Origin of the sequence: Leucobacter triazinivorans, from assembly GCF_004208635.1 — a bacterium.
Lineage (GTDB): Bacteria > Actinomycetota > Actinomycetes > Actinomycetales > Microbacteriaceae > Leucobacter > Leucobacter triazinivorans.
This window is the reverse complement of sequence record NZ_CP035806.1, coordinates 2,870,796-2,888,919: the sequence shown is the minus strand read 5'-3', so window position 1 is coordinate 2,888,919 and position 18,124 is coordinate 2,870,796. Positions and strand designations below refer to the sequence as shown.

Sequence of the window (18,124 nt, the reverse complement as noted above, 5' to 3'; positions counted from 1 at the left end):
TCCGGAAGCGCCGCCCCCGGTGGTGAAAAGTTGTGCCTTACGCTGCGAGCTGCTGGCGGAGATCCTCCAGGCGGGCGCGGACGCTGCCGTCGATCACGTCGTCGGCGAGCTGGATGCGCACGCCGCCGATCAGCTCGGGATCGACGACCGTGGTGATCTTGACCGGACGACCGGCCGACTGCTCGAGCGCGCGGGCCAGACGGTCCTGCTGTGCGCCGCTGAGGGGGGCCGCGACCGTGACGGTCGCGAGCTCGCTGCCGCCCTGATCCGCGGCCGTGCGGGCAGCCTGGCGCAGAGCGGCATCGAGGCGACGACCGCGCGGGTTCGCCACGAGGTGGCTCACGACCGCGACGGTCGAGGCGGAGGTCTTGCCCGACAGCAGGCGCTGCACCAGCGTCACCTTACCGGCGGGCTCGGCGAGCTTGCTGCCGAGGCTGAGCTGCAGCTCGTGGCTGCGATCCACCAGATCGGCGACCGCGAGCAGCTCGTCAGAGAGCTCCGGGTTGGCGATGCCCTCGGCGCGCAGGCCGAGCTCCTCGACACCGGCGACGAACTCGTCGACGTTCGACCACCGCGCATGCACGGCGGCGACGAGCACGGAGCGCGCGTCAGCGGAGATCCCGCCGAACAGTCGCTCGACCACCTGGGTCTTCGCCACGGCGTCCGCCGAGGCGTCGCCGAGTGCGGCAGCGAGCGCGGGGCTCTCTGCGATACGGCCCGCCACCCGCAGCAGTTCGCCGCCGGCAGCCTGATCGAGCCCCGCCCGCAGCGCGGTGCGCGCCTGGGCCAGTGCTTCGCGTGACGCGCTTCCCATTACTTCGCCGCCTTCTCGGATGCCTCGAGGTCGGCGAGGAAGCGGTCGACCAGGGCCGAGGCCTTCTGGTCGTCGCTGAGGCTCTCGCCGACGACGCTCGAGGCGAGGTCGACGGCGAGCGAGCCGACGTCCTTGCGCAGCGACACGACGGCGCTCTGGCGCTCGGCCTCGATCTGGCTCTGCGCGGCCTGGGCGACGCGGCCGGCCTCGACCACCGCGTCCTCCTTGGCCTTGGAGACGATCTTCGCCGCGTCGGCACGCGCCGCTTCACGGATCTCGCCGGCTTCCTGGCGCGCGCTGGCGAGCTGCGCGGTGTACTCCTGCAGCGCGGCCTCGGCCTTCGCCTGGGCCTCATCGGCCTTGGCGATGTTGCCCTCGATCGCTTCGGCACGCTCGTCGAGCATGGCCTGCATCTTGGGGAGGAAGACCCTCCAGAAGGCAATCAGAAGGATGACGAATACAACCGCAGACCAGACAATGTCATAGGTCGCCGGGAGCAACGGGTTGGGCGCCGCATCCTCAGCAGCAACAACGATTGTGTTGATCATCGTTGCCTCCTCTCAAGGTTGTTGCAGATGCGGGATCAGTAGCCGAACATGAACGCGGTACCGATGCCGACGAACGCCAGCGCCTCGGTGAACGCGATGCCGATCCACATCAGCACCTGCAGGCGGCCGGCGAGCTCCGGCTGGCGAGCGACGCCCTCGATGGTCTTGCCCACGACGATGCCCACACCGATGGCGGGGCCGATGGCGGCGAGGCCGTAGCCGACGGTCGCGATGCTGCCGGAGATTTCAGCGAGAACAGACACAGTGTGTGTTTCCTTCCGTAGGTGAAGAACGGCGGTTGCCGAACTCGGTTGGTTTTAGTGGTCTTCGGCCAGCGCGAGCTGAATGTAGACCGCGGTGAGCAGGGTGAACACGTAGGCCTGGAGCACGGCCACGAGGATCTCGAAGAGCGTGAACGCGAAGCCGAACGCGAAGGTGAAGACGCCGAGCGCGGGGAAGAAGCCCCCGGCGTACAGGATGAAGAAGTTGGTGGCCGCGAAGAACAGCACGAGCAGCAGGTGCCCGACCATCATGTTCATGAGCAGACGGAGGGTCAGCGTGACCGGGCGGATGACGAAGGTCGAGATCAGCTCGATCGGGGTCACGATGATGTAGACCGGCCACGGAACGCCCGAGGGGAAGAGAGAGTTCTTGAAGAAGTTCTTCGGGCTCTTCTTGATGCCGGCGTAGATGAAGGTGACGTACGACACGACCGCGAGCACGAGCGGGGTGCCGATGACCGACGACGCCGCGATGTTGAGCCCGGGGATGACACCCGTGATGTTGAACGCGAGGATCATGAAGAACATCGCGGTGAGGATGGGAAGGAAGCGACGGCCGTCGACCTTGCCCAGCAGATCCTCGGCGATGTTGATGCGCACGAAGTCGAGCGCCATCTCGGTGAGGGACTGCCCCCGAGTGGGGATCACGCGCATGCGGCGGGTGCCGATCCAGAACAGCACGAGCAGCAGCACCGCCATGACGATGCGGATGAGCATGATGCGGTTGATCTCGAAGGGCGTGCCTTCGAACCAGAGCGCCGGCGGGAAGAACTCGTTGATCGACGGCGGATGGAACTCACCTTCCGCGGCGAAGAGAGTCGGGGTCACGAGGTGCATAGCGTTTGCGAACAGCGCCATTCTCCTGATTCGGGGTACAGACATAGCTGTACAGCGTCGAACGATGGTCGTGCCCCCGGCCTGACAGGCATGGCTCAAGCACGACCCGGCAGGGAACTCCCCCATCCTAACAAGGATTCAGCCCCGGGCGAAACTCGGCGCCCACATCGGGGAACGGGATCCGCTCAGCGAGGATCGGAGACGTAAGGGATGCGCGACTTCGTCACCACGAGCACGTCGATCACGAGCGAGACGATCACGCCGGCGAGCAGTCCGAAGAAGAACATGCGCGGATCCAGCCACGGCTGGCCGCGCAGGATCAGGAGCGCCACGATGAACCCGATGAACTTCACGAGCCAGGCGCCCATCACGATTCCGAAGAACACCGGCACGTAGACGGGGCTGTCGACGAATCGGTTGGCGAAGGCGATGCTGCCGACGGTGAGCAGCAGGAACACGCCCGCGAAGGCCGCGCCCATCGCCCCGCCCGTGAGCCCGCGGCCCTCGGCCACCAGCCATCCGATACCCCCGAACACCACCACCAGCGCGATCGTGGCCAGGATGCCCCACCGCAACGCGCGCAGCAGCACCGGCTGCGAGGTCGGCATGGGCGCCGGCTCGGTCTCGAACGACTCGGGGGTCGCGGGGTTGCTCACTCGGGGATCCTTTCGTCTGCCTCGTCTGCATCGTCGGCTTCGCCCGTGCGGTTCAGGGCCGTCCGCGAGCTGCGCGTGGCGTCGGCGGCGGGCACTCCCCGCTCCCCCAACCGTACCAAGCGCCGCTGCGCGAGGGCTGCGCGCACCCGCGAGGCGGGGAAGAACAGCACCAGCCCGCAGGCGAGCGTGCCGACCACCAGCACGGCGAGGGGCAGCACGAGGCTCTGGGGCGTGAACACGAGCAGCAGCGCGATCGACAGCACGGCGGTGCCGAGGTAGAAGATGAGCACCGCCTGCACCGGCGAGTGCCCCATGTCGAGCAGCCGGTGGTGCAGGTGCTGGCGGTCGGCCGCGAACGGGCTCTTGCCCGCCAGCAGACGTCGCACCACGGCGAGGGAGAAGTCTGCGAGCGGCAGCGCCAGCACCGCGACCGGCAGGATGATGGGGATGTAGGCGGCGAGCACGAGCTTCTGATCGAGCGCGGCCGGGTTGAGCTCCCCGGTCACCGAGACGGTCGAGGTCGCCATGAGCAGGCCGACGAGCAGCGCACCGGTGTCCCCCATGAACATGCGGGCGCGATGCCAGTTGAACGGGAGGAAGCCGATGCAGATGCCGATCAGCACGATCGCGATGAGGCTCGCGAACACCACTGAGTCGAACTGGCCCATCTGCGCGTGCAGCATGCGGGTGTAGATGAAGAACACCGAGCTCGCGATGATCGCGACGCCGGCCACCAGGCCGTCCAGGCCGTCGACGAAGTTGACGGCGTTCATGACGAGCGTCATGAGGAACACGGTGATCACGAAGTTGGCGATGGGCGAGCCGACCACGAGGGTGTCGCCCAGCGGGAGCGAGACGATCTGCACCCCGTTCCAGGCCAGCAGTCCGGCGGCCGCGAGCTGCGCCGCCAGCTTGATCATCCAGTCGAGATCGAGCAGGTCGTCGAGCACCCCGATCACGGCGATGATGGCGCATGCCCCCAGCAGTGCCCACATTCTCGATCCCTGCTCGTAGAGCGAGGCGAATTCGGCCTGCGTGCCGGCGATCGCGAACGCCGCGAGGATCCCGGCGAACATCGCCACCCCGCCGAGACGCGGCGTGGGCGTTCGGTGCACGTCGCGGGCCCGCACCTCGGGGGCGAGCCGGTAGCGCCGGCTGAGCCGCAGCATCGCGTAGGAAGCAGCTGCGGTCACGACCGCCGCGACCGCGACGACGACCAGATAGGGGGCCATGCTCAGTCCCCGAAGGCCACCTGCGGCAGCAGCTCGGCGATCGCCTCGCGGGTCACCCCGCCCTCGCGCAGCACGCGCAGCACGCCGCCGTCCTCGCTGAGCCCGGTCGCATCGATGATGGTGGAGGCGACGCCGTCTCCCGCCGCCTCTCCCGCCTCGAGATAGACCGAGATCGAGTCGCCGAGCATCTCCTGCGCCGCCGCCGCGGTGCGCGCCGCGGCGGCCCCGGTCAGGTTGGCCGAGGAGACCGCGAGCGGGCCGGTCTCCTCGAGCAGCTCGAGCGCGAGCGGGTGGTTCGGGATCCGCAGCGCGACCGTGCCGCCCGTCTCGCCGAGATCCCAGCTGAGCGACGGGTTGGCGCGCGTGACGATCGTGAGCCCGCCCGGCCAGAACGTCTCGGCCAGACGGCGCAGCGGGGTCGTGACCTCAGCGGCGAGCGCGGCGAGGGTGTTCGTGTTCGGGATGAGCACGGGCGGCGGAGACTGGCGGCCGCGCCCCTTGGCGTCGAGCAGTCGCTGCACCGCCTCGGGCGTGAAGGCGTCGGCCGCCACGCCGTAGACCGTGTCGGTGGGCATCACCACGAGTTCGCCGCGCCCGATCGCCCGCCGCGCGGTGCGCATGCCCGCGAGCAGCTGGGGACTATCGGAGCAATCGAAGACTTCGGCCATAGCCCTTCACTCTACTCCCCGCCGGGTGGGCAGGCGCAGCGAGTCGAACGCGCGGATGCTCGATCTCGACTCGCTGCGCTCGCTCGATCGGCGGGGAGCTGCGCTGCGCCAGACCGGCGGGGAGCTGCGCTCGCTCGACCGGCGGGGGCGGCTCAGCGCAGCGCGGTCGTTGCGCGATCCCGCCCCGTGAGATCGCGATGGGTCGCCGCCGCGCGCCAGCCGTCGGCGGCGAGGAGGCGGCGGATCGACTCGCCCTGCATCTCGGCGTGCTCGAGCACGAGGGTGCCGCCCGGGCGCACCAGTCCGAGGCCGACGAGGCTGATGGCGCGGATCAGCTCGAGCCCGTCGGCGCCGCTGTAGAGCGCGAGCTCGGGATCGTGGTCCCGCACCTCCGGGTCCCGCGGCACCATGTCCCGGGGCACGTATGGCGGATTCGAGACGAGCACGTCGACTCGGCCGACGATCCGCTCGGGCAGCTGCGGATCCCGCGCATCGCCGAGCAGCAGTTCGACCCTGCCGGCGCCCCACTCGCGCACGTTGCGCTCGGCCCACGCGTGCGCTTCCCGACTCTTCTCCACCGCCCAGACGCGCGCGGTCGGCACCTCGGCCGCGATCGCGAGTGCGATGGCGCCGCTGCCCGTGCAGAGATCGACGGCGACCGGCTCGGGATCCGGAACCGCTTGCAGCGCATCGATCGCGAACTGCGCGACCGTCTCGGTCTCGGGGCGGGGCACGAACACGCCGGGGCCCACGGAGAGCTCGATCGAGCGGAAGGGCGCCCGGCCGGTCAGATGCTGCAGTGGGACTCTGCGCGCACGCTCCTCGGCGAGCTCGCGCACCGCGTCCACGCGCTCGGGATCGACCGGCGCGCCGAGCACCGACATCGCTTGCACCCGCCCCCGCGACGCCCCGAGCGCGTGCCCGAGGAGCAGTTGGGCCTCCGCGTCGGGATCCTCGATCCCGCCCGCGGCGAGCACCGCTCGCAGCTCGGCGAGCAGATCTCCGGTCCGCTGCGCCCGCTCGGCGCTCCGCTCTTCCACTCCCCCACTCTGCCACACCGCGGCATTCGTCCACGCGCGCGCGGCCCCGGTGTCAGCGCGGCACCGCCGGCGCCGCCGTCACACGGTGACGCATTGCATAAGTTATTGATACTCCTCAAATAACTTCGCGCTATAGTTCTCGGTGGCCCCCACCTGACTCCCATCACCTCCAGAAGGAGATCGAAGCGCATGACACGCACCTACGACAACATCACCCAGGCCTTCGGGAACACCCCGCTCGTGCGCCTCAACCGCGTCACCGACGGCGCCGAGGCCGAGGTGTTCGCCAAGCTCGAGTTCTACAACCCCGCTGGATCCGTGAAGGACCGCATCGGCATCGCGATCATCGACGCGGCCGAGCAGTCGGGTGAGCTGCAGCCCGGCGGCACCATCGTCGAGGGCACGAGCGGCAACACGGGCATCGCGCTCGCCTTCGTCGGCGCCGCGCGCGGCTACCGCGTGATCCTCACCATGCCCGAGACGATGAGCATCGAGCGCCGCAAGCTGCTCGCCGCCTACGGCGCCGAGATCGTGCTGACCGAGGGCCCGCTCGGCATGAAGGGTGCAGTCGCGAAGGCCGAAGAGATCGCGACGAGCACCCCGGGCGCCGTGCTCGCGAAGCAGTTCGCAAACCCTGCGAACCCGGCGATCCACCGGTCCACCACCGGCCCCGAGATCTGGAACGACACCGACGGTCAGGTCGACATCTTCGTCGCCGGCATCGGCACCGGGGGCACGATCACGGGCGCCGGCGGGTACCTCAAGGAGCAGAACCCCGACGTGCGCGTCGTCGCGGTAGAACCCATCGACTCGCCGCTGCTCACCGAGGGCACGGCCGGCCCGCACAAGATCCAGGGGCTCGGCGCCAACTTCGTGCCCGATATCCTCGACCGCGAGATCTACGACGAGGTCATCGACGTGACCCTTGCAGACTCGATCGCGAAGGCTCGCGCGCTCGGCACCGACGAGGGGATCCTCGCGGGCATCTCGGGCGGCGCAGCCGTGTGGGCCGCGACGCAGCTCGCGAAGCGCCCCGAGAACGCGGGCAAGAAGATCGTGGTCGTGGTGCCCGACTTCGGCGAGCGCTACTTCTCGACGGTGCTGTTCGAGGATCTCGAGGTCTAGCACGCGCATCGCAGCGGGCCCGCGCGGGAATCTTCTGCGCGGGCCCGCTGTTGCAGCACGCAAGGATCCGTCCCCGGCCCCGCGGCGGCGGGAGCAGCGGGAACGGCGGATCCGTCCGATCGAGTGCGAAGGGTCGCAGTGAGCATCTTCTCCCGCATCCGCGAAGACATCGGCGCCGCGCAGGCCGGCGATCCCGCCGCGCGCAGCGGCGCCTCGGTGTTCCTGATCTACTCGGGGCTGCACGCCGTCTGGTGGCATCGCGTCTCGCACGCGCTCTGGAATCGCGGCATGCGCCTCCTTCCCCGGGCGCTCTCCCAGCTCGTGCGCTTCTTCACCGGCATCGAGATCCACCCGGGGGCCACGATCGGCAGGCGCCTGTTCATCGATCACGGCATGGGCGTGGTGATCGGCGAGACCGCCGTCATCGGCGACGATGTGCTGATCTACCACGGGGTCACGCTCGGCGGCACGGGCCACAACCGCGGCAAGCGCCACCCGACCATCGGGGACCGGGTGATCCTCGGCGCCGGCGCGAAGGTGCTCGGCAACATCGAGCTGGGCCACGACAGCGCGGTCGGCTCGAACGCGGTGGTGGTGCACTCTGCCCCGCCGTGGACCACACTCACCGGGATCCCGGCGCACGGCCGCCCGCGCCGGGGGGCACCGCGGGCCGAGACCCCGGACCTCGCCGACTTCTACGTCATCTGAGCCCTGTCGCGGCTCAGCGCAGCCGCCGACCGTGCTCCTGCATCCACCCCTTCGTGCGGCGGGCCTCGATCACGATCATGGTGAGCCCCAGCAGCCAGAAGGGCACCTGCACCGCGAACGCCACCTTGAACGCTCCGAGCGAGTAGTCCTCCGGCGAGCCCGCGCCCTGCAGGTCGAGCACCAGCCCGATGAGCAGGATCACGAGCAGCGACGCCGTGAAGCCCGCGGTGTTGACGAGGCCGGTGCCGAAGCCCGCGAAGCTGCGTGGCGTGTGGGATCGCGCCACCTCGAAGGCGATCATGGACGCAGGGCCGCCGAACGGCATCACCACGAGCAGCAGCACGAGCAGCCACATCGGCGGCGCGCCGGGCCAGAGCAGCACGGCGATCCACACGGTGGCGAGCGCCACCGTGATGCCGACGTTGATCCACACCCGACGCTCCACGAAGCGCGAGCTGATCGGGCCGAGCAGCAGGCCGGCCAGCATCGACGACACGACCGTGAGGCTGAGCAGGCCGCTCGCCGCCGGCGGCGACAGGCCGACGCCGCCCACGAGGAACGGCGTGCCCCACAGCAGGATGAACACGTTGGCGGCGAACGGCGAGGTGAAGTGCACCCAGTAGGCGAGGCGCACGCCCGGGATCCGCAGCAGACGACGCGCGCGGGACCAGAATCCCAGGCCGCGCACTCGCGGTTCCTTCATGACCGGGATCATCTCGGTCGCGGGAGGCGCCATCTCCACGACGCCGGTGACGGGCGGCGTCGCGAGCGACCGGGCATCGCGACTCGTGCGGCTCTGACGGCCGATGATGCGCTCGGCGAGCGTGCTGTCTCCAGGGCGGTTGCGCAGCACGAGGGATCCGAGGAGCGCGACCAGCAGCCCCGCCGCTGCGATGCCCAGAAAACCGCTCGCCCACCCGGCGACGCTCACCAGCAGGGCGAGCGGCGCCACCGAGACCAGCTGGCCCGCCTGGCCGATGAGGCCGGTGAGCTGGCTCACCGTCGGGAGCTGCCGCACCGCGAACCACTCGGGCAGGATGCGCATCACGCTGATGAACGTGCAGGCGTCGCCCGCCCCCACCAGCACGCGGGCGAGGATCGCGAGGCTCACATCGGGGGCGAGCGCCATGACCGTCTGCCCGATCACCATGAGCACGCCGCCGCCGAGGATCATGTTGGTCGAGCCGAAGCGGTCGAGCAGCACGCCCACCGGCACCTGCAGCCCGGCGTAGACGACGAGCTGGATCATGGCGAACATCGACAGCGCGGTCGCGTCGATGCCGAAGTGCTCCTGCGCCGCAGGGCCGAGCGCCGACAGCGAGGAGCGGTTGATGATGGCGACCGCGTAGGCGAGGGCCGCGACTCCCCAGACGACCCAGGGGAGCAGGGGCCGCGCGGTTCGCATGGGTCCATGCTAGCGGCCCGGCGGGGCGCTGCTCGCCGCGGGGCGGGGTGCGCCGGGCGTGCGCCGGGCGTGCGCCGGGCCCGGGTTCGCCGAAACTGAGCCCGATGCGCGAAACAGAGCCGTCCAGCGCAGACGATTCGCTCGGTTTCGAGCAATTCGCTCGGGTTGGGCCGGCGGACGCCGAGGTCAGCCCCGCGGCGGGAGCGGCGGGCCGTCGGGGAAGTCGCTCCGGGTGAGGTCGAGGAAGAGGGCGTCCTCGAGGTGCCCGCCCGGACGCACCTGGTAGTCGCGCAGCACGCCGATGCGGCGGAATCCGAGGCGCTCGTAGCTGCGGATGGCGCCCTCGTTGTGCACGTTCGGGTCGAGCGTGACGCGGGAGATCCCGTCGGCGAACTCGGCCCGGATCGCGAGCGCCAGCACCTCCTCGCCGATGCGACGCCCGCGGAAGCGGGTGCTGAGGAAGAGGTGCATCACCGTGGTGGGGTACTCGGGATCCTCGCCGCGCAGCACGTAGAGCGCGCCCGCGCACTCCCCCTCGACCTCGATGATGCGGGTCGTCTCCGGGGCCTCGATGAACTCCTCGCGCACGCGCTGCGGCGTGTAGCCCACCCACCACTCCGCCACCTCGGGCTCGGTGAGGATTGCGACGAGCGGGTCGAGATCGGCGCTCAGCGGCGCGCGCAGGGTGACGAGGGGGCCGACGATGGGCTCGGCGAGTGCGGTCGAGGCGGTCATGCTCTCATGATACGTTCCGGGCCCGCCGGGGCGCGCGACGACACCGGGCGGCGCGAGGGCACCGGGCAGCTCGGCGGCGGGCGGCTCGACGCTCCCCCGATCCCGCGCGGCGACGCCGAACGCCGGCGTCGGACCCGCCTACCAGTAGTCGCGGCGGGCCCGGCGCAGCACGCGCCGATCGGTGCGGTCGAGACCGGCAGCAGCGCGGCGAGCGGCGTCGGCCGCGGCCTCGCGGAACGGGCGCGCCCACTCGGGGCCCCCGAGGGCGGCCAGCGCGCTGAGCGTGCGCTGCACCCGCAGGTGCACCTCGATAAAGCCGGCTCCGTCTCGTGCGAGCGGGCGAAACGCATCGGTCACCAGATCGGAGAGCTGCACCTCGCGCACGTGCACGCGGTCGTAATCGGGTTCCGGCCGGGGCTCGACGTCGGCCATCGCCGCGAACACGCGCTCGAGGGCGGCGATCACCTCGATGGCGGTTCCCGGGTCGTTCATCGCCGGGGACAGCGCTCGGATCCCGATCTCCGAGAGGGCGATCACCCCGAGCCGCGGGTCGCTCTCGAAGGTGCGGTGATCGTCCACGAGAAACGCCTGCCGCACGGACTCGTCGATGTCCTCGGCGGACTCCGCCGGCACATAGGCCAGCGGGACGACCACATCGGCCTGCCGCCCCGGCGTGGCAACGACGTAGATGTCCGTCTCGGCCGACTCGGCGGCGCTCTGCAGACCAGCCATGTCGAGGTGGGTGACGTACCCGACCCGTGTTCCGTGCACCGCGCGCAACGGCCTGCGCGGAAGCCCGCGAAGCGGAAGCCCGCCCATCGTCGGCCGCTTCGCGTACTCGCACACGACCTCGAGCGCTGCACGCTCGACCCGGTCGATCGTGTCGGCTACCCGGCCGAAGTGCGCGAGATGATTGATCCAACGCAGCAGCGCGATCACGATCAGCGCGATCACGACGAGGGTGCCCAGGAAAAGGACCGTGCGCCCCTTCTCGTCGTAGTAGCCCGTGGACAGCGCCACGATACCCACGAGGGCGAAGGTGAAGCTGCCGATAAACAGCGAGAGCACGTTCTGGGACGTGCGATCCTCGATGAGCAGCTGCGTCGCGCGCGGCGTACCGCTCGTGGCCGCGGACGAGTAGGCCGTCACCATGATCGTGAGCGAGAAGGTGCTCACCGCGAGCATCGAACTCGCGATGATCTGCAGCAGTGTGCTGACCGACCCCTGGCCGAGATCGATCGACATCGAGGTCGGGATCCAGGCGCCCAGAAGGCCGGCAAGCAGGGCGAGCAGGATCCCGCCCAGCGTCATCAGCGCCGCTCGGAACCACACGCGACGCGTGATCCGGCGCAGCACCGCCATCATGCGACCCATTCCCGCCCCTTCCGCGCGCTCAGCCTACCAGCGCGTCGTGGTGCGGGTGGAGCCGTGAGAGCCTGGGCGCGCAGCACTCCGCGGTGCGAGGCGCTCGCGTGGCCCGGGAGACAAAAGAACCCCCGCAAGTAGACGCGCGACACCGGAGGGTTACCGGGCCGCGTAACCGCGCTCCCCTCGTTTGCCTTCACTATTGAGGCTCTGGCAAGAGCCGCCTAACAGGCCCCCGCTGTCGGGGCGTCTGGCAGCGGTTCACCCAGGGGCATCCGCCCCGCCCAAAACCCTTGAAGGTTCATAATGAATACCAACATCAACCCTCATGCGCAGGCGTACCAGCGGTACCGCACGGAACTTGCCGAAGCGGTGAAGTGGTCGAACCCGGACTACACCAATTCGGCTATCACGCGTGAGCGCGCCCGCCGGTTGATGGAGGCCCGGAAGAACCTGCTCGCCGCGATCCCTGCTGAGGCGACAGCGACCGGCCCGACCCCGGCGGAGTATATCGACTCGCTCCGCCCGACCACCGCCGATCAGGTGGCGGTCGCACAGTTCGAGTGGGGGCAGACGAAGGCACTGCTCGACTCGGGCCGCTCCCTCGACCAGATCATCCACACTGCCTCCCCCGCACGGCTCCGGGCGGTGGCCGCGTATATCGATACCCTGCCGGAGGTGGTGTCGTCGATTGCGCCGGACGAGGTGGTGTCCGAGGTGCGCTCCCTCGTGTTCAACCGGCTGGCCGAGGCAGGCGACGAGGGCGCAGCGCAGGTGCGCGCCGCACAGCAGGCGGTGTCGGCTCCGAACGCCTGGCGACGCGTGCTCTCGGAGGCTTTGGAGGGTCAGCCGAGCCTCGGCGCTGTGACCGCACTGCACCAGGCCGACCCAGAGGGGTTCGCGGCGATGGATCGTTCGGAGTTCGCCTCGGCGGACATCGAGGTTGACCAGCGCGTGCAGGCGCTGGATCGCGTGATCCGTTCCAAGGCGGTGGCTTGATGCCGAGCGGGTACCGCACCCCGCCGGAGGTGGAGCAGCAGGCGGTCGAGCTGATCCGCGAGGGGAAGACCCGTCCGCAGATTGCGGAGGAGCTTGGCTTGAGCAAGCGCACCCTCACCGACATCGCGAAGCGTAACCAGGTCGAGTGGGCGCGCACCGGTTCGGGCTCGTCGGGCACACCCGACGCGATGGATCGCGCGCGGGCGTACCGCTCGGAGTACATGCGGGATCGGCGTGAACGGATCGCGGAGAAGCTGCTGGATCAGACCGACCGGACGCTGGAGCTTGCTGAGTCGGAATCTGACCCGCGCAGGCGTCAGGCGTTGATGCAGTCAACCGACGCCGCGATGCGCGCCTATGCGAATGTCACGAAGGGCGACATTGTGCTTTCGGAGCAGGAGAAGATGCAGGGCGCGACCTCGATGCTTGAGCAGATTCTGGTCGTGGCTACTCGGCAGGTTGCGACGGCACCGCCCCCTCGCCCTGGGCTGATCCAGGAATAGGCAAGGTGCAGGCCCCCGGCTGGTTTCGACTGGTCGGGGGCCTCGTCTTCTCTCCGGCTCTCCTGCGACCTGAGGGGCGCGGGGTGGGCGCGAATAGCCGAGCAACCCCGCAAGTTCCAGGAAGACCCCATCGAGCGCCGATGGAATGTCAGTGGTGGCGTTTACGATACGAGCAGATAGGAACAGAAATGATGACAGCTGATTTTTCCCGGCGCTTAGCGCGCCTTGTGAACTACACCGTAGGTATCGACCCTCGGCAGGTGATTGCCGATCAGGAGGCGCTCACCCGTGAGGTGGGCGCGGGGGCGTCAAGTTTCGAGGAGCTATCTCAAGGGTTGCAAGAGCACTTCAAGCAATATCCCAGTTACTACGACCTACTCGTCAAAATGCTGCCCATGTTTCCAGAGAGCGAGTTAGACCAAGCATGAACGGAAGTCGTCTGAGTAGGAGCCTTGACAAGACAAAGCTTCTTTACGAAAAGAGCGTTGCGGTGGCGTCGCGTATCCTTCGCCACCCTCTCCAGGCGAGCGTTGCCCTGCTTCTTATTGCCGTCAGCCTTGAGGTCGCACAATATTGGCCGGAGGTAGTGCCCGGAGGGCATGTGTTGTCCATCGTGATAAGAAATCTCGCCTATGCGCTGCTTGCCGCTGTGGTATTCGGTTGGCTTGTTGTCGAGGTACCGAAACGCACAAGAGAACGGCGCACCTACTCGGACTACGAGATCCATTTGCAGACTCTTGCAGGCCTCGGTCCTATCGCTTTAGTGCCGTATCGCCACTATGTGCGTGGGCCAGGGGTCGACTTCGATAGCTGGGATGCAAACGAGCTTGCAGAAGCAGCGAAGGTAATAGCTAGTCAGGATCCGGCCTTCTTCGGGCCGGAACGAACTGGATTGATGTCGCATTACATCCTTGCAGCGACTAAGACTCAGCAGACACTCGCTCCGCTGGTTAGCTTTATGTCAGAAGATGTCGCACACGCCGTTCTGAGCTTTCCCAATGATTGGCGACTTGACGCACTCCAAATGGCTTACACCGACAACGGCACGATTGATCCGGTGCGCGATGCGCACCTGGTGTCTAGCCTCCTTGCAGGGTCACGCTCAATCTACGCTGCAATGAAGGCAAGCTCCCCCGACTTTCTGGAGGGCGCTAGCTTCTCCGTGGTTCTGCGAGACGGAACCGAAGTTCCCATCACGGACCCCGAGCTGTCTCGATAGGGGGCGTTACTATGTCACGCGTCGATGCGATACTCACTGACTCCATGAAAGGCCAGGAACACTCATGCCGCCGCTAGTATGTGACTATGAGTTCTGCCAACCGCCCCGCTTGCCTATGCGAGTGCGGTGAGGTGCCCAAGCTCAAGACGAGCAAGTACATCACTGGGCATGATCTCGTTCATGCCCAACGTCTCGTCGGAGAGGCACTTGCTGGCGGGAATCACGAGATGCTACGCCAGGAACTCCCAACAGACGGTCTCCGAAGTAAGTTCGATGAACTCTTTGAAGCTCGCAGCTAGAGCGCCAGAAGCATCTGCGGCCAGGGTGGAGGACTAGTGATCACCACATATCAGGTGAACGCCTGGCCCAGCTACCGGATAAAACACGCCCGCCTCAGACACAAACAGTTACTCAATCAGGTCGAGCTGTACGCCAACAGCAAGCCCTTTCGCATATCCACTGCCCACGGCACAGCCAATGAGCGAGTCCAAAGCGTCATTGAGTCTTTCACGCCACCAGATGTAGCAAAGATGTCCGTCTACGTTGGTGAGATTGCCAACGCACTTCGCGGGGCGCTAGATTCAACAGTTTGGCAGATACTCAATGCTGGTCAGAATCGGAACGATGGAAGCAACCTTCAGTTCCCGATTCTCGACGACCCCGACTCGTGGGAAGCGAAAGCGAAAAGCTGGCTGGCTGGAGCCCAACTGCCGCTTCTAGACCGGGTCAAGTTTTGTCAGCCGTTCAGCCTCAAAACCGGGTACCCGGAACACCCGCTGAATATCCTCAGGATGCTAAGCAATCTTGACAAACACAAAACCTCTATTGCGCTACGCGGGACGGCAGCTCCAGGAGCTGATATCAACGTCGAGTATGCGGGGCCTGTAAAGGCGCATCAGTTCGGAGCCTGGCTGCAGGCTCCCTCAAACTTCACAGCCAGTCCTGAGCCTGCAGTCGGGGCCATTGTTTTCGATGCGGTGGTTCCGAGTTATGTTTCCAACCTCTCGGTCACGGGTCATGTCGACTTCCACTTGGCGATCGACCTCGATGGTCTACCCGAGTTGCCCTTCGTCGAGATACCTCGCATTATCGACTATGTTGAGCAGGTCATTTGGTATGTGCAGGCAGGAGAAGAAGCCCAAGAGCTATACCTTCGCAATCCAATGGCTTATACGTCAGGAGTGACTGAGCAATAGATAGCTTCCGACACGGTTGCGCGGTCGCGCTGCGATGCGACCACTGATTACCGGCAACCGATCAACTCTCGGACTCTGCGCCGAACGGGGTCTCAATCAAGGCGAAGAACTCACCCGCTGTCATGCCAAACGCCTGCGCGACTTTGTACCAGCTATCGACAGTGCCCATAGTCTTAGCTGTTTCCAAATTTATTAGGGTGCGACGGGCCAAGCCGGTTCGCTCCGCGAGCACATCATACGACTATTCCCGCTTACTACGTTCCTTACTCAACCGGAGTCGGAGCGCGCCAAGGTTTGCGTCGCGGGTCGGATAGTTCACGAAACCAGTCCATCCTCGGCGTGGTACTCAGCGCAGTGCACACCTTTGCCCTGCGATGCAAAGGTCTGCACCACGGAGCAACATGCCACAGGAGGAACGTAGAGTGACTAGAGAAGATCGCATCGCACAAGCTCAAGCCAAATACGAGCACGCTCTCCAGCAGGCGCAATCCGCACCCTCCTCGTACACCAAGCGGGAGTTGAAGCGGGCCGACCAAGCTCTGAAAGCGGCCAAAGCTCCGGGCTGGATCAAATGGGTCGCACTTGGCATCATTGCCGTGGCAGTCGCAATCATTGTGCTCGTGAATGTGGCGAACGCAAACCAGGGCGACAACGCAACCCAAGCGTGCATCACGCAGCTAGAGCAAACGCTGAGCGAGGCAGGTTCTGACCGCCAGGTGACCGCCGACGAGCGGGCGGCGTGGGTCAAGTCGCGGGTAGTGGTGTAACGGTTGGTCTTTCGTGGTGATGGAGTCAGGCGCTGAGCTCGAGAACGGTGTCGATCACCTCCTCGACGTCGTTGTCAGTGACGAGGGTGAGGCGGCTCTTCGCGAGAACGTCGAGGCCGAGGTAGCGGCGTCCTTCGGCCCATTCATCGGTCTGCTCGGCCAGGACCGCGCCGACGAGGCGGATAATCGCTTCCCGGTTCGGGAAGATGCCGACGGAGTCGGTGCGGCGGCGGATTTCCCGATTGAGACGCTCGTTGGGGTTGTTGGACCAGATCTGCTGCCACAGGCCTTCCGGGAACTGCGCGAAGGCGAGAATATCGGCGCGGGCCGCGTCGAGGTGCTCGTGAGCGTCGGGCAGTTTCCCGTCGACGTAGTCCAGGAGTCGGTCGAACTGAGCGTGGACCGCGGCGGCGTCGGGCTGGTCGTAGACGGAGTGCAGCATCGCCTTCACCGCCGACCACATGGCCTTCGGTGTCACACTCATCAGGTTCGCCGCGTAGTGCGTGCGACAGCGCTGCCAAACAGCACCGGGCAGGTTCGCTGCGATTGCTTCGACGAGGCCTGAGTGGGCGTCGCTGGTGACGAGGCGGACGCCTCCGAGACCGCGGGCGACGAAGTCGGCGAAGAACGAGTTCCAGGCCGCCCCTGTCTCGCTGGTGGCCACGCGCAGGCCGAGCACCTCGCGGCGCCCGTCGCCGTTGACGCCGGTCGCGACCAGCACCACTGCGCCTATGACGCGTCCGCCCTCGCGAACTTTCATGGTGAGCGCGTCGGCGGCAACGAAGGTAAACGGGCCGGCGTCGTCGAGCGGACGGTGTCGAAACTGCTCGACGTGTTCATCGAGCTCCGCCGCCATCCGGGACACCTGCGACTTCGACAGCGAGTGAATCCCGAGGGTCTTGACGAGCTTGTCCATCCGGCGTGTGGACACGCCGGCGAGGTAGCAGTCCGCGACGACGGTGATCAGCGCGGTCTCGGCGCGTTTGCGGCGCTCGAGCAGCCATTCGGGGAAGTAGGTTCCCTGACGAAGCTTCGGGATCGCGACATCGATCGTGCCGACCCGGGTGTCGAGGTCGCGGTGTCGGTAGCCGTTGCGCTGCGTGATCCGGTCGGATGAGGGCTTGCCCCATTCAGCGCCGACCACCGCGTCCGCGTCCGCGGACAAGAGCGCGTTGATCATGGTCTGCAACAGACTACGCATCAGATCCGGGGACGCGTCGATGAGAGCTTCGCTGAACAGGCCGGCAGGGTCGACAATAGTAGGAGCGGTCATCGTGTTGATGCCTTTCGGGTGGGTTGTAGGAGATTCCTCGAAGGACCACACGGTGACCGCGCCCATGTTCTACGACGCGCTGGCCACCGTGCGCTACACCACTTTATGGGGCATTACTGTCACTCCCCCTCATCCCAATACCGTGAAACCAAACTGAGGGAAGTACCGTGAGTGAACATGAGGCATTTGTTGCCTGCAATTGCTTCCGCGACGGCTTAGCTTCTCAACCGCCCATTGACCGAGCAGAACTCGACTACGACCGTTTCGGCCAGATCAAACCCATCGGGTTGTACGGCATGGACGACACTGAGGATGAAGCACTCTGGCAGTGGTGGGGATCGAAGGCCTGCGCACACGAAGGCATGCGCGAGATCTGCCTGACTTGGTGGGCTGAGCGGTCCGGTATTGGTGTGATCAAACATTCGCTCGATACAGGCCGGTGCCCGGCGCTCGCCGAGGTACTTGAGCGAGGTTCGCGATTTGACACCGCCGTTGTCATCGCCGAGCCAGAGCTCGCGGCCTCCGCCCTCACTGAACTACAGGCGGTGCTCGACCACGCGGGTGGCGACTCCGAGCGACACCTACTTGACGCAGGGTATGGGTTCCTTGAACTGCACGACCTCCTCAGCGCCTCCTTCAGGACTGGCAACCCGATGGTCGGTTTTTACAACGGTAGCGGTCTCGGATTCTCCGACTAACTGCTGCGCAGCATCCCACGACGCTGAAGGCGACACCGTCGATCTTGACTTACTA

General features: G+C 66.8%; 21 protein-coding genes. 9 read left to right on the top strand and 12 right to left on the bottom strand.

Annotation, left to right across the window (positions count from 1 at the left end; translation table 11 throughout):
• Positions 1-37: 37 nt before the first annotated feature.
• From EVS81_RS13120 to prmC, 8 genes are all read right to left on the bottom strand, one after another.
• Positions 38-814: a F0F1 ATP synthase subunit delta gene (locus EVS81_RS13120; protein WP_130110765.1), complete on the bottom strand. Its 777-nt coding sequence runs from the start codon at positions 812-814 to the stop codon at positions 38-40.
• Positions 814-1,362 (bottom strand): F0F1 ATP synthase subunit B, encoded by a 549-nt coding sequence (locus EVS81_RS13115; RefSeq protein ID WP_130110764.1) that lies wholly within the window; start codon positions 1,360-1,362, stop codon positions 814-816. Before EVS81_RS13115 ends, EVS81_RS13120 begins: the two co-directional genes overlap by 1 nt.
• 35 nt (positions 1,363-1,397) lie before the next feature.
• Positions 1,398-1,625 carry an ATP synthase F0 subunit C gene (atpE, locus tag EVS81_RS13110; RefSeq protein WP_053384488.1) on the bottom strand — a complete coding sequence of 76 codons (228 nt, stop codon included), beginning with the start codon at positions 1,623-1,625 and terminating at the stop codon, positions 1,398-1,400.
• Between the two features lie 54 nt (positions 1,626-1,679).
• A complete protein-coding gene (atpB, locus tag EVS81_RS13105; protein WP_240739855.1) occupies positions 1,680-2,501 on the bottom strand; it encodes a F0F1 ATP synthase subunit A in 822 nt (273 codons plus the stop codon).
• Positions 2,502-2,665: 164 nt separating this feature from the next.
• A complete protein-coding gene (locus tag EVS81_RS13100; protein WP_240739854.1) occupies positions 2,666-3,136 on the bottom strand; it encodes a Cg1360 family ATP-synthase-associated protein in 471 nt (156 codons plus the stop codon).
• Entirely contained in the window at positions 3,133-4,368 is a 1,236-nt protein-coding gene (locus EVS81_RS13095; protein ID WP_130110763.1) for an MraY family glycosyltransferase, read from the bottom strand. The genes EVS81_RS13100 and EVS81_RS13095 overlap by 4 nt, the downstream gene beginning before the upstream one ends.
• Before the next feature lie 2 nt (positions 4,369-4,370).
• Positions 4,371-5,036 carry an L-threonylcarbamoyladenylate synthase gene (locus tag EVS81_RS13090; protein ID WP_130110762.1) on the bottom strand — a complete coding sequence of 222 codons (666 nt, stop codon included), beginning with the start codon at positions 5,034-5,036 and terminating at the stop codon, positions 4,371-4,373.
• Positions 5,037-5,188: 152 nt separating this feature from the next.
• Positions 5,189-6,034, bottom strand: coding sequence for a peptide chain release factor N(5)-glutamine methyltransferase (gene prmC / locus EVS81_RS13085; protein WP_240740080.1), 846 nt, complete (start codon positions 6,032-6,034; stop codon positions 5,189-5,191).
• Positions 6,035-6,265: 231 nt separating this feature from the next.
• On the opposite strand from prmC, the gene cysK reads away from it, so the two are divergent.
• Both cysK and cysE read left to right on the top strand, forming a co-directional pair.
• Positions 6,266-7,201: a cysteine synthase A gene (gene cysK, locus EVS81_RS13080; RefSeq protein WP_130110760.1), complete on the top strand. Its 936-nt coding sequence runs from the start codon at positions 6,266-6,268 to the stop codon at positions 7,199-7,201.
• A gap of 138 nt (positions 7,202-7,339) precedes the next feature.
• Positions 7,340-7,909, top strand: a complete 570-nt coding sequence (cysE, locus tag EVS81_RS13075; protein ID WP_130110759.1) for a serine O-acetyltransferase — start codon at positions 7,340-7,342, stop codon at positions 7,907-7,909.
• Between the two features lie 13 nt (positions 7,910-7,922).
• Here cysE and EVS81_RS13070 read toward each other — a convergent pair whose 3' ends face one another.
• The 3 genes from EVS81_RS13070 to EVS81_RS13060 form a co-directional block, all read right to left on the bottom strand.
• A complete protein-coding gene (locus EVS81_RS13070; RefSeq protein ID WP_130110758.1) occupies positions 7,923-9,314 on the bottom strand; it encodes an MFS transporter in 1,392 nt (463 codons plus the stop codon).
• 186 nt (positions 9,315-9,500) lie between these two features.
• The gene (locus tag EVS81_RS13065) at positions 9,501-10,049 is read right to left on the bottom strand and encodes a GNAT family N-acetyltransferase (protein WP_130110757.1); all 549 of its coding nucleotides are present in this window, start codon (positions 10,047-10,049) and stop codon (positions 9,501-9,503) included.
• 138 nt (positions 10,050-10,187) lie between these two features.
• Positions 10,188-11,423, bottom strand: coding sequence for a DUF2254 domain-containing protein (locus EVS81_RS13060; RefSeq protein WP_130110756.1), 1,236 nt, complete (start codon positions 11,421-11,423; stop codon positions 10,188-10,190).
• Between the two features lie 297 nt (positions 11,424-11,720).
• Here EVS81_RS13060 and EVS81_RS13055 point away from each other — a divergent pair, with 297 nt between their 5' ends.
• The 6 genes from EVS81_RS13055 to EVS81_RS13030 all read left to right on the top strand — a co-directional run bounded on the left by EVS81_RS13055 (position 11,721) and on the right by EVS81_RS13030 (position 16,098).
• A complete protein-coding gene (locus EVS81_RS13055) occupies positions 11,721-12,413 on the top strand; it encodes a hypothetical protein (RefSeq protein ID WP_130110755.1) in 693 nt (230 codons plus the stop codon).
• Positions 12,413-12,916, top strand: a complete 504-nt coding sequence (locus tag EVS81_RS13050) for a helix-turn-helix domain-containing protein (RefSeq protein ID WP_130110754.1) — start codon at positions 12,413-12,415, stop codon at positions 12,914-12,916. Before EVS81_RS13055 ends, EVS81_RS13050 begins: the two co-directional genes overlap by 1 nt.
• A gap of 188 nt (positions 12,917-13,104) precedes the next feature.
• Positions 13,105-13,344 carry a hypothetical protein gene (locus EVS81_RS13045; protein ID WP_130110753.1) on the top strand — a complete coding sequence of 80 codons (240 nt, stop codon included), beginning with the start codon at positions 13,105-13,107 and terminating at the stop codon, positions 13,342-13,344.
• Positions 13,341-14,135 (top strand): hypothetical protein, encoded by a 795-nt coding sequence (locus EVS81_RS13040; protein WP_130110752.1) that lies wholly within the window; start codon positions 13,341-13,343, stop codon positions 14,133-14,135. Before EVS81_RS13045 ends, EVS81_RS13040 begins: the two co-directional genes overlap by 4 nt.
• A 335-nt stretch (positions 14,136-14,470) precedes the next feature.
• Positions 14,471-15,331, top strand: coding sequence for a hypothetical protein (locus tag EVS81_RS13035; protein WP_130110751.1), 861 nt, complete (start codon positions 14,471-14,473; stop codon positions 15,329-15,331).
• A gap of 422 nt (positions 15,332-15,753) precedes the next feature.
• Entirely contained in the window at positions 15,754-16,098 is a 345-nt protein-coding gene (locus EVS81_RS13030; RefSeq protein ID WP_130110750.1) for a hypothetical protein, read from the top strand.
• Positions 16,099-16,123: 25 nt separating this feature from the next.
• On the opposite strand, the gene EVS81_RS13025 is transcribed toward EVS81_RS13030, so the two are convergent.
• Entirely contained in the window at positions 16,124-17,371 is a 1,248-nt protein-coding gene (locus EVS81_RS13025; protein WP_130111500.1) for an IS256 family transposase, read from the bottom strand.
• Positions 17,372-17,538: 167 nt separating this feature from the next.
• Here EVS81_RS13025 and EVS81_RS13020 point away from each other — a divergent pair, with 167 nt between their 5' ends.
• Positions 17,539-18,069, top strand: a complete 531-nt coding sequence (locus tag EVS81_RS13020; protein ID WP_130110749.1) for a hypothetical protein — start codon at positions 17,539-17,541, stop codon at positions 18,067-18,069.
• Positions 18,070-18,124: the final 55 nt, after the last annotated feature.